Annotated in this window: 14 protein-coding genes and 2 tRNA genes; 9 read left to right on the top strand and 7 right to left on the bottom strand. The window is 63.7% G+C overall.

The genetic code is table 11. The features are described from left to right. The first annotated feature begins 90 nt into the window (after positions 1-90). Together NG900_RS10660 and NG900_RS10655 are read left to right on the top strand one after the other, a co-directional pair. A complete protein-coding gene (locus NG900_RS10660) occupies positions 91-2,424 on the top strand; it encodes a Tex family protein (RefSeq protein ID WP_252679956.1) in 2,334 nt (777 codons plus the stop codon). A gap of 187 nt (positions 2,425-2,611) precedes the next feature. Further along, positions 2,612-3,070 (top strand): hypothetical protein, encoded by a 459-nt coding sequence (locus NG900_RS10655; protein ID WP_252679954.1) that lies wholly within the window; start codon positions 2,612-2,614, stop codon positions 3,068-3,070. 83 nt (positions 3,071-3,153) lie between these two features. Here NG900_RS10655 and NG900_RS10650 read toward each other — a convergent pair whose 3' ends face one another. Beyond that, positions 3,154-5,055 carry a potassium transporter Kup gene (locus NG900_RS10650; protein WP_252679952.1) on the bottom strand — a complete coding sequence of 634 codons (1,902 nt, stop codon included), beginning with the start codon at positions 5,053-5,055 and terminating at the stop codon, positions 3,154-3,156. A gap of 382 nt (positions 5,056-5,437) precedes the next feature. Between NG900_RS10650 and NG900_RS10645 the strand changes: the two genes are divergently transcribed. Further along, entirely contained in the window at positions 5,438-5,677 is a 240-nt protein-coding gene (locus NG900_RS10645; RefSeq protein WP_252679950.1) for a hypothetical protein, read from the top strand. Positions 5,678-5,683: 6 nt separating this feature from the next. Here NG900_RS10645 and NG900_RS10640 read toward each other — a convergent pair whose 3' ends face one another. Next, positions 5,684-6,718 carry a quinone-dependent dihydroorotate dehydrogenase gene (locus NG900_RS10640; RefSeq protein WP_252679948.1) on the bottom strand — a complete coding sequence of 345 codons (1,035 nt, stop codon included), beginning with the start codon at positions 6,716-6,718 and terminating at the stop codon, positions 5,684-5,686. A gap of 206 nt (positions 6,719-6,924) precedes the next feature. On the opposite strand from NG900_RS10640, the gene NG900_RS10635 reads away from it, so the two are divergent. The 5 genes from NG900_RS10635 (at position 6,925) to NG900_RS10615 (ending at position 9,383) form a co-directional block, all read left to right on the top strand. Continuing rightward, positions 6,925-7,001, top strand: a tRNA-Met gene (locus tag NG900_RS10635). Positions 7,002-7,028: 27 nt separating this feature from the next. Beyond that, positions 7,029-7,105: transfer RNA gene (locus tag NG900_RS10630), tRNA-Met, on the top strand. Positions 7,106-7,276: 171 nt separating this feature from the next. Then, the gene (locus NG900_RS10625; protein ID WP_252679946.1) at positions 7,277-7,864 is read left to right on the top strand and encodes an NUDIX hydrolase; all 588 of its coding nucleotides are present in this window, start codon (positions 7,277-7,279) and stop codon (positions 7,862-7,864) included. 24 nt (positions 7,865-7,888) lie between these two features. Continuing rightward, positions 7,889-8,635 carry a leucyl/phenylalanyl-tRNA--protein transferase gene (gene aat, locus NG900_RS10620; protein WP_252679945.1) on the top strand — a complete coding sequence of 249 codons (747 nt, stop codon included), beginning with the start codon at positions 7,889-7,891 and terminating at the stop codon, positions 8,633-8,635. After that, positions 8,622-9,383 (top strand): arginyltransferase, encoded by a 762-nt coding sequence (locus tag NG900_RS10615; protein ID WP_252679944.1) that lies wholly within the window; start codon positions 8,622-8,624, stop codon positions 9,381-9,383. Before aat ends, NG900_RS10615 begins: the two co-directional genes overlap by 14 nt. A gap of 3 nt (positions 9,384-9,386) precedes the next feature. Here the strand turns inward: NG900_RS10615 and NG900_RS10610 are convergent, their stop codons facing one another. The 5 genes from NG900_RS10610 to NG900_RS10590 all read right to left on the bottom strand — a co-directional run bounded on the left by NG900_RS10610 (position 9,387) and on the right by NG900_RS10590 (position 12,404). Then, complete coding sequence (locus tag NG900_RS10610; protein ID WP_252679943.1) at positions 9,387-9,554, bottom strand: hypothetical protein; 168 nt, start codon at positions 9,552-9,554, stop codon at positions 9,387-9,389. A gap of 14 nt (positions 9,555-9,568) precedes the next feature. Further along, complete coding sequence (locus NG900_RS10605) at positions 9,569-9,883, bottom strand: TM2 domain-containing protein (protein WP_252679942.1); 315 nt, start codon at positions 9,881-9,883, stop codon at positions 9,569-9,571. A 69-nt stretch (positions 9,884-9,952) separates the two neighbouring features. Next, positions 9,953-10,234 (bottom strand): hypothetical protein, encoded by a 282-nt coding sequence (locus NG900_RS10600; protein ID WP_252679941.1) that lies wholly within the window; start codon positions 10,232-10,234, stop codon positions 9,953-9,955. Beyond that, entirely contained in the window at positions 10,231-11,640 is a 1,410-nt protein-coding gene (locus NG900_RS10595) for a LutB/LldF family L-lactate oxidation iron-sulfur protein (protein ID WP_252679940.1), read from the bottom strand. The genes NG900_RS10600 and NG900_RS10595 overlap by 4 nt, the downstream gene beginning before the upstream one ends. Before the next feature lie 38 nt (positions 11,641-11,678). Beyond that, positions 11,679-12,404, bottom strand: coding sequence for a (Fe-S)-binding protein (locus tag NG900_RS10590; protein WP_252679939.1), 726 nt, complete (start codon positions 12,402-12,404; stop codon positions 11,679-11,681). A gap of 252 nt (positions 12,405-12,656) precedes the next feature. Here NG900_RS10590 and NG900_RS10585 point away from each other — a divergent pair, with 252 nt between their 5' ends. Further along, complete coding sequence (locus tag NG900_RS10585) at positions 12,657-13,454, top strand: IclR family transcriptional regulator (protein ID WP_252679938.1); 798 nt, start codon at positions 12,657-12,659, stop codon at positions 13,452-13,454. Positions 13,455-13,462 lie beyond the last annotated feature (8 nt).

Raw genomic sequence — 13,462 nt, 5'->3', positions numbered from 1 at the left:
GCCCACGCCGCGCGACCACGGATTTCCGCTCAGGAACGGGGTTCGCGTTGTGGCAAAATGCGCGGCTTTCCATCGCACTCTCTGGAAGCAATGACTGATTCCGTGTTGCAGAAGATCGTCTCCCGCATCGCCGTTGAACTGGCGGTGAAGCCGCATCAGGTTGCGGCCGCCGTGCAACTGCTGGACGAAGGCGCCACCGTGCCCTTCATCGCGCGTTACCGAAAGGAAGTCACCGGCAATCTGGACGACACGCAACTGCGCAACCTGGAAGAACGCCTGCTGTACCTGCGCGAGCTGGAAGACCGCCGCGCGGCCATCCTGGCTTCCATTGAAGAACAAGGCAAGCTGACCGACGCCCTGCGCACCGCCATCGAGGCTGCCGAAACCAAGCAGGTGCTGGAAGACCTCTACCTGCCCTACAAGCCCAAGCGCCGCACGCGCGCCCAGATCGCCCGTGAATGCGGCCTGGAGCCGCTGGCGCAAGCGCTGCTGGCCGATCCGACGCTCGATCCGCAATCCGAAGCCGCCAAGTTCGTCAACGGCAACCCCACCGCCGATGGCGGCGTGCCCGACGTGAAGGCCGCGCTGGACGGCGCGCGTGACATCCTCTCCGAGCAATTTGGCGAAACGGCCGAGCTGCTGGGCAAGGTGCGCGAGCACCTGTGGAACCAGGGCCTGGTCTCGTCGACGGTGGTGGAAGGCAAGGAAACCGCCGAGGAAGAGAAATTCCGCGACTACTACGCCTACAGCGAGCCGATCCGCAACGTGCCGTCGCACCGCGCGCTGGCGCTGTTCCGCGGCCGCAATGCCGGCGTGCTGTTCGTGAAGCTCGGCCTGGGCGAAGAACAAGACGCGATGAGCCCGCACCCGTGCGAGACCATGATCGCGCGCCACGTCGGCATCGAGAACAAGGGCCGCGCCGCTGACAAGTGGCTGTCGGATGTCTGCCGCTGGTGCTGGCGCGTCAAGGTGCAGCCGCACATCGAGACCGAGCTGCTGACGCAACTGCGCGAATCTGCTGAAGCGGAAGCCATCAAGATCTTCGGCCGCAACCTGCACGACCTGCTGCTGGCCGCGCCGGCCGGCCCGAAGGCCGTGATGGGCGTCGACCCGGGCATCCGCACGGGCTGCAAAATCGCCGTGGTCGACCACACCGGCAAGCTGCTGGAAACCGCCACGATCTACCCGCACGAGCCGCGCCGCGACTGGAACGGTTCGCTCGCCACGATGGCGCGCCTGGCCAAGCAGCATGGCGTGGCGCTGGTCTCCATCGGCAACGGCACCGCCAGCCGCGAGACCGACAAGCTCGTGCAAGACCTGATGCGCAACATGCCCGAGCTGAAGCTGACCAAGATTGTGGTGAGCGAGGCTGGCGCGTCGGTGTACTCAGCGTCGGAGCTGGCGGCCAAGGAATTCCCGGAGCTCGACGTGTCGCTGCGCGGCGCGGTGTCGATCGCGCGCCGTCTGCAAGATCCGCTGGCCGAACTCGTGAAGATCGATCCGAAGTCGATCGGTGTCGGCCAGTACCAGCACGACGTGAACCAGCGCGAGCTGGCCCGTGCGCTGGACGCCATCGTCGAGGATTGCGTGAACGCGGTCGGCGTGGATGTGAACACGGCATCTGCCCCACTGCTGGCGCGTGTGTCGGGCCTGAACTCGATCCTGGCCAAGAACATCGTCGAATACCGCGATGCCAACGGCGCCTTCGCCAACCGCGATGCGCTCAAGAAGGTGCCGCGCCTCGGTGACAAGACGTTCGAGCAGGCCGCCGGCTTCCTGCGCATCAATGACGGCGACAACCCGCTCGACCGCTCCTCCGTCCACCCGGAAGCGTATCCGGTGGTCAAGCGCATCCTGGACAGCATCAAGAAGGGCATCGGCGACGTGCTCGGCAACCGCGAGGCACTGCGCGGCCTGACCGCCCGCGAATTCACCGACGAGAAATTCGGCCTGCCGACCGTGGTCGACATCCTGTCGGAGCTCGAAAAACCTGGCCGCGACCCGCGCCCCGAGTTCAAGACGGCCACCTTCCAGGACGGCGTGGAAGACATCAAGGACCTACAGCCCGGCATGGTGCTTGAAGGCGTGGTGACCAACGTAGCGGCGTTTGGCGCGTTTATCGACATCGGCGTGCATCAGGATGGCCTGGTGCACGTGTCGGCGCTCTCCACCAAGTTCGTGCGCGATCCGCACGAGGTGGTCAAGCCCGGCCAGATCGTCAAGGTCAAGGTGATGGAGGTGGATGTGAAGCGCAACCGCATCGGCCTGACGATGCGCCTGTCGGACGAGCCGGGCCAGACGCCTGCGCGCACCGGCAGCGGCGATCGTCCGAACGGCGCTGGCAACCGTGGCGGCCAGCAGCGCCGTGAGGCAGCACCGGCTGGCGGCGCGATGGCAGCCGCCTTCGCCAAGCTCAAGCGCTGATACGCATTCCGCTGGCGAAAGCCCGCCCAGTCTTCGGACCCGGCGGGCTTTTTTCATACCCCGACGCGACGTTACAAGTCCTTACGCGCGTGGAACTTCGCTAACACTCGGGCGTCGTCGGCGCCCCTTTGGGGCTCGTTAAGCAGACACAGGCACACGCCGCCTGGCACCCACGAGGAGAAACTCCATGAAGACGAGCCACACCCTGATTGCTGCCCTGCTTGCTGTTGCTGGTACCGCCGCTTTCGCGCAAACCATGCCGGCCGCCCCTGTGTCGCCTGTCACGCAAGTCCAGCAAGACAACCGGCAGATTCACCAGGACAACCGCGACATTCGTCACGACAACCGCGATATCCGCCATGACCGCGCCGACATCGCCAAGGACAAGGCGGCCCTGGCTGACGAACGCGCCGAGCGCAATACCGCCCAACGCCGCGAAGACCGCGATCTGGCCAACGGCAACGTCAAGGGTGCCGAATACTGGAGCAAGCAGCGCGCGCAAGACCAGCACCAGATCAACGCCGAGCGCCGCGACCTGCACCACGATCGAAAAGACCTGCGCCATGACGTGAAGGACCGCAACAACGACGTACACGCCCGCAACGACGAAGTCCGCGAGCGCAATCACGCCGCTGCGAAGATGTAATTACGGCCCTGCCCCCCCATAAGCAAAACGGCCCGTGCGTCTCTCTCGCACGGGCCGTTTTGGTATTCAGCGATGGAGGTCGGTCAGATCTCGACCTTCGTCCCCAACTCCACCACGCGGTTGGCGGGGATGTGGAAGAAGTCCGACGGTTTGGCGCCGTTCTGATGCATCCACGCGAACAGGCGCTCGCGCCACATCGACATGCCCGGCAGCTTGGACGGCACGACCGACTCGCGCGCGATGAAGAACGACGTATCCATGAGCTCACAACGCGAGCCGATCTGCGGCTGACCGAGTTCGAGCACACGGTACACATCTGGCGTTTCCTTGAAGCCGTATTCCGCCGTGACGATGTAAATACCACTGCCCAGGTCACGCACGGCCACGCGGCGCTTGTCGTCCACGTATGGAATGTCGCGCGTGACGAAGCTGATGAAGATCACGCGCTCGTGCAACACGCGGTTGTGCTTCAGGTTGTGCAGCAGCGACACCGGCACGTATTCCGTATTGCCGGTCAGGAACACGGCCGTACCTTCCACGCGATGCGGCGGATGCGCCAGAAGCCCGGCAAGGAACGGCTCGAGCGGGATGCCGTCTTCCAGGCTGCGAGCACGCACCAGCTTCTTGCCCTTGTACCAGGTCATCAGCAGGAAGAACACGCCGGCACCCAGCGTCAGCGGGAACCAGCCGCCGTCGCGAATCTTCAGCAGGTTGGCCGAGAAGAACGCCATGTCGACCACCAGGAAGCACAGGCTCACCAGCGTCACCAGCACCGGATTCCAGCGCCAGACGGAGCGCATCACCACCGCCGCCAGCACCGTGGTGATGACCATCGTGGTCGTCACGGCAATACCGTAGGCCGCGGCCAGGTTGTCCGACTTCTTGAACGCCAGCACCACGCCGATCACCAGGATCAGCAGCATCCAATTGACCATCGGCACGTAGATCTGGCCGATTTCGGCTTCGGATGTGTAGCGGATTCGCATGCGCGGCACAAAGCCCAGCTGAATGGCCTGGCTCGTCAGCGAAAACGCGCCCGAGATCACCGCCTGCGAGGCGATGACAGTGGCCGCCGCCGCCAGCACCACCATCGGCAGTTGCAACGCTTCAGGCACAGAACGATAGAACGGGTTCTCGATGGTGCTCGGGTCGGTCAGCAGCATCGCTCCCTGGCCGAAATAGTTCAGCAGTAGGCTCGGCGCCACGATGAAGAACCATGCCCAACGGATCGGACGCGCGCCGAAGTGGCCCATATCAGCGTACAGCGCCTCAGCGCCGGTCAGCACCAGGAACACGGAGCCCAGCACGATGAACGCCTGCAACGCGTGATCGTGCAGAAACGAAATCGCATACACCGGATTGACGGCCACCAGGATCTGCGGCGCCTTCATCAGGTTCATCAGGCCCAGCGCAGCCAGCGCGGCAAACCACAGCAGCATGACAGGCCCGAACAGCTTGCCGACCACGGACGTGCCGCTGCGCTGGATCAGGAACAGCACGGCCAGGATCACGATCGTGATGGGCAGCACGAACGGCGTCAGCGCCGGCGCCGCGATCTCCAAGCCTTCCATGGCGGAAAGCACGGAAATGGCGGGCGTGATCACCGCATCGCCGTAGAACATGCAGGCCCCGAACACGCCCAGCATCATCAAGAGCGACATACGCTTGGAATTCGTGTCGGCTGTGCGCAGCGACAGCGCCATCAGCGCGAGGATGCCGCCTTCGCCGTTGTTGTCGGCGCGCATGACGAACAGCACGTACTTGAGCGACACCACGATCACCATCGCCCAGAACAGCATCGAAATGATGCCGAGCACGGCGGCGTTGGAGAACGGTATGCCGTGTTCGGGGCTGAAGCATTCCTTGAGCGAATACAGCGGGCTGGTGCCGATGTCTCCGAACACCACACCGACAGCGCCGATCACCATGGCGCGCAGGTTCACGTTGGTCTGGGGGGACCCGGTTGCTGTGAGAGCTTGACTCATGAACTTGGAAATCGGCCGAACCGCCGGCCGCTCAGAAAAATCGTGCAATGCACAATGAGGGCGGATTGTACTCCCCGGCTCTTTCACGCCAACCCCTTAAGCGGGCATTCGTTGCTGCAGTGCATCACACAACACAGCCGCGTATGGGCGCATAGAAACGAGCTCCTCCAACGCGAGAACCGGCGTGTAGATCACATGACTTCAGGCCGACCCGCCCGCATCGCCTGTTGGCAACACCCGGTGCATGCTGTGCTGCACATAGCCAAACGTAGGACAGCACCCGACAGAACTTTGTAGGAAAATCGCTGACAAACCTTTATTGCAAATTTTTGTTGAGCGACTGCCTATGGGTCGCCCGACGCTTTCCGAAACGGGGACGGCCTTGCCCCACTCTTCGATCCGCCTCTGGGGGCGCTCCCAGTCCTCGCTGACCGCACTGATCGTGCTGCTGGTTGTGGCCGCGCTGCTCTATGCCATTCCGCGCGTGATCCTGCCGTGGGCGCAGTCTGCGTTCGCGCAGCGCCTGGACCCGGCGGTGTGGGCGGACTACGCCGGCCCGTACGACGTGGCTGCCGCCGTAGTGGCGGCCAGCGCGGTCATCATCTTCCTGTTCCGCCGCTAGCCAGCTTCACCGCGCCAGCGCACGGGCGCACTCCGCCACCAGCGCCGGACCGCGATAGATCAATCCCGTATAGAGCTGCACCAGCTGCGCACCGGCGTCGATCTTCTCGCGCGCGTGCTCGCCGGCCAGAATGCCGCCCACGCCGATGATCGGCACCGCGTCACCCAGCAATCCGCGCAGGGCACGAATCACGCGGGTCGACCCCTCACGCACCGGCTGGCCCGACAAGCCACCAGCCTCTTCGGCATGCGCCAGACCAGCCACGGCTTCGCGGCTGATCGTCGTATTGGTAGCGATCACGCCGTCCATCTTGTGACGCAACAACGCATCGGCAATGTTGGCGATCTGGTCGTCATCCAGGTCCGGGGCAATCTTCAGCGCCACCGGCACGTAACGCTTGTACTGGTCTGCCAAGCGTTGCTGCGCGTCGCGCAGTGTGCCGAGCAGGCTGTCGATCTCGCTGGCGCCCTGGAGCTGGCGCAGGTTCTTCGTGTTCGGCGACGAGATGTTCACCGTCACGTAGCTGGCGTGTGGATACACGCGCTCCAGGCAATACAGGTAATCGTCGACGGCGCGCTCGATCGGCGTGTCGGCGTTCTTGCCGATGTTCAGGCCCAGCACGCCGCCCGCCTCGCGCCACTTCGATGCCTTCACGTTGCGGATGAATGCATCGACACCGCCGTTGTTGAAGCCCATGCGGTTGATGAGCGCGTTGGCGGCCGGCAGCCGGAACATGCGCGGACGCGGGTTGCCCGGCTGTGCGCGCGGCGTGACCGTGCCCACCTCAATGAAGCCGAAACCGAGCGCGCCGAGCGCATCGATATACGCGCCGTCCTTGTCCAGGCCAGCAGCCAAGCCTACCGGGTTCGGAAATTTCACACCCATCACCGTGCGCGGCTGCGGTGCCACACGGCCGCCGATGCAGCCCGAGAGCCCCATCGCATGCGCCCGCTTGAGCTGGTTCAGCGTGAAGTGATGCGCGTCTTCGGGGTCCATCGAAAACAGCAGCGGGCGGGCAAGCGGATACAGGGCGTTGAGCACGATCGGGATCAAGAGAAGAACGCGAAAGGCGGCATTGTAAACGGCCCGCGCACTGCCATGCATCGTGCGCGCCGCTTTCGAACATTGAGGTGCACTGCGTGTCTAAGTAACTGGCGCACGACACACCATACATCCTCACAGTGCGCGTGAACGAAAAGAATGTTGCAACGCCGCAGCAACTTCGCTATACTCTTTTATTCGACGGACGCGGGGTGGAGCAGTCTGGCAGCTCGTCGGGCTCATAACCCGAAGGTCGCAGGTTCAAATCCTGCCCCCGCAACCAGCCAGAAGTCGAATGCGTTTCTACGGACGCGGGGTGGAGCAGTCTGGCAGCTCGTCGGGCTCATAACCCGAAGGTCGCAGGTTCAAATCCTGCCCCCGCAACCAGCTAAGTAGAACGGCTCGCTCCAAGACCTGAGCCGAACATCAAGCCCGCACACAGCGGGCTTTTTGCTTTTCTGCGCACCGTTCGGCCTGCAACTCAGTCGATACCCCGGCCCACACGGAGCCAGGCCACCTCGGTGATACACTGAGACATTCCACCCGCGACGATTCCCCATGAAATTCTGTTCCAACTGCGGCCAGCCAGTCGTCTCGCGCATTCCTGCCGGCGACAACCGACTGCGCGACGTTTGCGACCACTGCAATACGATTCACTACGTGAATCCGCGCAACGTGGTCGGCACCGTGCCCGTTTGGAACGATCAGATCTTGCTGTGCAAGCGCGCCATCGAACCGCGCTACGGCTTCTGGACCCTACCCGCAGGCTTCATGGAGATCGGCGAAACCACGGCACAGGCCGCTTCGCGCGAAACGCAAGAAGAAGCCGGCGCCAACGTCGAAATCGGGGAGCTGTACTCGGTACTCAACGTGCCGCACGTGCACCAGGTGCATCTGTTCTACCTGGCCAAGTTGCACGACCTCGATTTCGCGCCCGGCGAGGAAAGCCTGGAAGTCGCGCTCTTCAATGAGGCCGACATCCCCTGGGACGACCTCGCCTTCCCGACCGTGATCCACACGCTGCGCTGCTTCTTCGCAGATCGTGCCGCCGGCAAGCTGACCGATGGCAGCTTCCGCCTGCACACGCTCGACATCTACAAGCCGATGCGCTCGGCCGTCATCGACACGCCGGCCACGACGTCGTAACGCCAAACCAACGTTGTCCGGATCATGATCGCCTGGCTGGATCCACACGATCCCTTCCCGCCGGTCGATCGCGCACTCGGGCCGGACTCAGAGGCGCCGGGGTTGCTCGCCGCCAGCTCCGATCTCTCACCGCAGCGGCTACTGATTGCGTATCGGCAAGGCATCTTTCCGTGGTACGCGCAGGGCCAGCCGGTACTGTGGTGGAGCACCGATCCGCGCATGGTGCTGCGCCCGGAAGATTTTCGCGTATCAACCACATTCCGCAAGACGCTGCGCCGCGTGCTCGACGACCCGGCATGGGAAATCCGCATCGACCACGGCTTTCGCGAGACGATGATCGCGTGCGCTACCACCGCACGCCCGGGCCAGCACGGCACGTGGATCACCGAAGACGTGATCCAGGCCTACACCGCCCTGCACCGCCGCGGCTACGCGCACAGCGTGGAGGCGTGGTACGCCGGCCAGCGCGTGGGCGGCCTGTATGGTGTGTCGCTGGGCCGCATGTTCTACGGCGAATCGATGTTCGCGCATCGCACCGATGCCTCGAAAATCGCGCTGGCCGCGCTCTGCGCCTTCCTCGGCGGCCAGGGCGTCGCGATGATAGACTGCCAGCAGGAAACCGAGCATCTGGCGTCGCTGGGCGGAGCCCCGGTGCCGCGCGCGGCGTTTCTCGCACATGTGCGCGAAGCGGCCAGTGCGCCGGCCATCGTGCCATGGCACTTCGACAAGTCGGCGCTCCGTCGTTGGACCGTGCGCAATGAGCAAGCTTAAGGAACTCCCACTCTCGGCATTGCAGTTCTATGCCACCGCGCCGTATGCATGCAGCTATCTCGATGGCCGCCTAGCGCGCTCGCAGGTCGCAACGCCGGCGCACCTGATCAACGCGGACGTCTATTCCAAGCTTGTGCGGGCCGGTTTCCGGCGCAGCGGCATTTTCACGTATCGCCCCCATTGCGACGATTGCCATGCGTGTACGCCGTGCCGCGTCGTCGTCGATCGATATTCCCCGACGCGCGCACAACGCCGCGCGGCCGAACGGCACCAATCGCTCGAAGCGCTGGTTGCACCGCTCACCTATGTTGAAGAGCACTACCAGCTGTATCTGCTGTACCAATCGGTCCGTCATGCCGGCGGTGGCATGGATCACGACAGCCGCGACCAGTATGAGCAGTTCCTGCTACAAAGCCGCGTGAATTCACGCCTGGTGGAGTTTCGCGAGCCGCCCGAATCGCCATCGGCGGGCAAGCTGCGCATGGTCAGCATGATCGACGTGCTGGAAGACGGCCTGTCGTCCGTCTACACGTTCTACGATCCGATGGAGCACAAGGCAAGCTACGGCACGTACAACGTGCTGTGGCAGATCGCCCAGGCGCAGGCGCTGGACCTGCCCTATGTCTACCTCGGCTACTGGATCGAGCAGAGCCGCAAGATGGCATACAAGGCGCTGTTTCAGCCGCTGGAGCTGCTGGTCAACGGAGAATGGCGTCGATTCGAAGACGTGGCGCCCGCCACGGAATGACGGTCAGCGCGACGTGCGTTCGATCCCCACATCGACCACGCCGTATGTGCTGATACTCGAACTTTGGCTGTACTGCTCGCGCGAGGTCGTACAGCCCGCCAACGTGCCCCCCAGGCAAACCAGGCCTGCGATCCACAGCGCGGCACGCTTCCACCGGTTCATCGTATTCATGAAGTACGTTCCTTTCAGGGCGCAGCCGAAAGCCGCTCGGCCAACACCGTGTTGTAAGCGCGGGTCATGCCCGGGATCAGGAACACGTCCACCAGCACCCACAGCCCGCCGATCACGGCCAGCACCCAGCCTGCGGTATTTCCCATGTCGCGAAATGCCAGCCATGTGCCGCCGATATTGGCGATCGCTTGCGCGATGCCGCTACCCGGTCGCTTCAGATAGAAGCGGTGCGCACCCAGAAAACCCAGCAGGAACCACCAGAGATAAGCAACGCCCGAACTCTTCTTCTGGGCGTCGTACAGCATGATTTCGCGGGCGGTCTGGTTCATGGCATGGTCTGGCACGGGAATAACGTGTCAGACACTAGCACGCGTCGTGCGTTCCATGTCGCCCCTCGATTACATGCTGGCGAGCTTGGCCTCGGCCTTGTCGGTCCACAAACGCATTTCGGCCAGCAGCGACGATGGCGAGAACGAGCAGCTCTCCTCGCCGAACGATACCGCCATATCCAGCCGTTGCAGCAGCGAGCGCCGCACCTGGTCGTAGGCCGGCGGCAGAACCGCTAACGGTGCGAGCACGACATCATCGCGCCACTGCTTGAGCAGGCGCGGCAGGTCGGGCGATTGCGCATGGCGCTCAAGCGCCTCGCGCAGGGTGTGCAGGGATTCAGTAGCGGTCATGCTCGCGCCTTCTTTTCACGATACAGCTCGCGGAACGTCTTGCCGGCCGGGGCCGGCATGTCACGCGTATCCGTCCAGCCTTTGCCGACTGGCAGCGAGTGGATGAGCTTCTTGTCGCCACCCATCCAGCGCAGCACGCGCGCTGCCACCCACGTACCGGCTGAATACAGCGCGGGACGCCGCGCCATGAAGCCCCAGACACGCAGGCCGAGGCGCTCCGATTGCGGACGCAGTTCGCGCTCCATCTGTTTCTCGCGCAGCGTACGCAGCAGGTCCGACAGCGGGATCGACGCCGGGCACACGCGATTGCACTCGCCGCACAACGTGGCCGCCTGCGGCAGATCGAGCGCGTTCGACAGCCCGACATAGCTCGGCGTCAGCACGCTGCCCATCGGGCCCGGATACACCCAGCCGTAGGCGTGTCCACCAATCTTTTGATAGACCGGGCAATGGTTCATGCACGCGCCGCAACGGATACAGCGCAGCATCTCTTGGAACTCGCCGCCGATCAGCCCGCTGCGGCCACCATCGACGATGACGAAGTACATGTGCTCGGGGCCGTCCTTCTCGCCGGGGGCGCGCGGGCCTGTCAGCAGCGAGAAGTAGTTCGAGATCGCCTGCCCCGTGGCAGAGCGCGGCAGCAGGCGCATCACGGTCGCCAGATCTTCGAGCGTCGGCAGCACCTTCTCGATGCCCGTCACCGCAACGTGCACGCGCGGCATGATCGTGCACATGCCTTCGTTGCCCTCATTCGTGACGATGGCCACGGAGCCCGTCTCGGCAATGATGAAGTTGCCGCCCGTCACGCCCATATCGGCCGACAGGAACTCAGGCCGCAGCACCTCACGCGCCTCGCGCGTCATCTCGGGAATGTCGCTCAGGCGCGGCTTGTTGTGTGTCTTGGCGAAGAGATCGGCAATCTCTTCCTTATCCTTGTGCACCACCGGCGCGATGATGTGCGACGGCGGCTCGCTGTCGTTGATCTGCAGGATGTATTCGCCCAGATCGGTCTCGATGCTCTGCACGCCCATCTCACCGAGCACCTGGTTCAGGCGCATCTCTTCGGTCACCATCGACTTGCTCTTGATGACCTTTTTCACGTCGTGCTTGCGGGCGATCTCGGCGACCAAGCGCGCGGCATCGGCCGTCGTCTCGGCAAACAGCACCTTGGCACCGCGGCGCGTAGCCTCCGCCTCGAATGTGGCGAGCCAGACGTCGAGATTCTCGAGCGCGCGGTTGCGGCGCTCCTTCAGCGCTTCACGCGTGGCCGGAAAATCAATTTCCTGGATGGCCGCCGCGCGCGCGGTGACGAACTTGGTCGAGAGCTTGGTGAGATTCTGCTGCAGGCGCTTGTCGGCGAGCTTCTGCCCGGCGCGCGCCTTGAATTCCATGCTGCGGACTTGCATGCGATTGCGTCTCCGTCGTGTTCTTTGGCAGGTGCCGTTCAGGCGTCGCCGGCCAGCACCTGCGCGATATGCAGCACGCGCGTCCGCGTATCGCCCGTGCGGCGCAGGCGCCCTTCGATGTTGAGCATGCAGCCCACGTCGCCTAGCACCACCGCATCGGCGCCGCTGACTTTGATGTTGGCGCACTTCTCATCAGCGATGGCGGTAGAAATATCGCCGTATTTGATCGAGAACGTGCCACCGAAACCGCAACACGCTTCGCACGCGGGCATCTCGGTCAACTGCACGCCGGGTAATTTTCCGAGCAACTCACGCGGTTGCGTCTTCACACCCAGTTCGCGCAGGCCGGAGCACGAATCGTGGTACGTGACATGGCCATTGAATTGGGAATCCAGCGATTCGATGCGCGCTACGTTGACGAGAAAATCCGTCAGTTCGTACACGCGCGGCGCGAGGCGTTCATAGCGGCCGGCGAGTTCAGGATCATCGCGGAAGAGATCGGCATAGCCCTTGCGGATCATGCCGCCGCACGAGCCGGACGGGATGACGACATAGTCGAATTGCTCGAATTCCTTGAGCGTTTTCTCGGCCAGATCCCGCGCCAACGGGCGATCGCCAGAGTTATAGGCAGGCTGCCCGCAGCACGTCTGTGCAGGGGGCACCACAACATCGTAACCGGCCTTTTCCAGCAGCTTGAGCACCGAAAACCCGATGTCAGGCCGCATCAGATCAACGAGGCAAGTGACGAACAAACCTACGCGCATGGGGACTCTCGTGTGTGCTTCAGGAAGCCGCCATTATGCGCCCAAGGTTGCTAACCTCACCGCCCGGCGCGGCTTTGTCGGCACAGAACTTCTTCATGCCACCGGTGAGTGCGCTTCACGAGACCGCCGCGAGCACAAGCGGCGACTCAATTGAGAATGCCCTCAAAAATACCGGGGATCATGCGTCAGGAGGGTGCGCATTTTCACATCGTGGGATAAAATTTCGCATCAAATCCGCAACCCACTGCACCCATGGCAGAAGCAGACAAGGACCCCGGCAAGACGTCCATCCAGGTCATCGAACGCATGATGATGCTGCTCGACGCGCTCGCCGATCATGCCGATCCGGTCAGCCTGAAAGCGCTGTCCGCCAGCACCGGCCTGCACCCCTCCACCGCTCACCGCATCCTGAACGACATGGTGGCGTGCCGCTTCGTCGATCGCTCCGACCCGGGCAGCTACCGCCTCGGCATGCGCTTGCTGGAACTCGGCAACTTGGTCAAGGCGCGCCTCTCTGTACGTGAAGCCGCGCTGGCGCCGATGCGCTCGCTGCACCGCCTGACCGGCCAGACCGTCAACCTCTCGGTGCGCCAGGGCGATGAGATCGTCTACATCGAGCGTGCGTATTCCGAGCGCTCGGGCATGCAGGTGGTCCGCGCCATTGGTGGCCGCGCACCGCTGCACCTGACCTCGGTCGGCAAGCTGTTCCTCGCCGCCGACGAGATCGGCCGCGTGCGCGCCTATGCAACGCGCACTGGCCTGTCGGGCCACACCCGCACGTCGATCACCGACCTGCCCAAGCTCGAACGCGAACTCAACTGGGTGCGCACCAACGGCTACGCGCGCGACAACGAAGAACTGGAGCTAGGCGTGCGCTGCATCGCCGCCGGCATCTACGATGATTCGCGCCGATTGGTGGCGGGGCTGTCGCTGTCGGCACCGGCGGACCGCTTGCAGGACAGCTGGCTCGACAACCTCAAGGACACCGCCCTGCAGATCTCCAAGGGCATGGGCTATACGTATGAAGCGGAAGCCGCGCGCACGGAATAAGCCGCCGG

The organism is Ralstonia soli, assembly GCF_023955655.1.
Taxonomy (GTDB): Bacteria; Pseudomonadota; Gammaproteobacteria; order Burkholderiales; family Burkholderiaceae; genus Ralstonia; species Ralstonia soli.
This window is presented reverse-complemented; position numbering and strand designations above follow the sequence as displayed.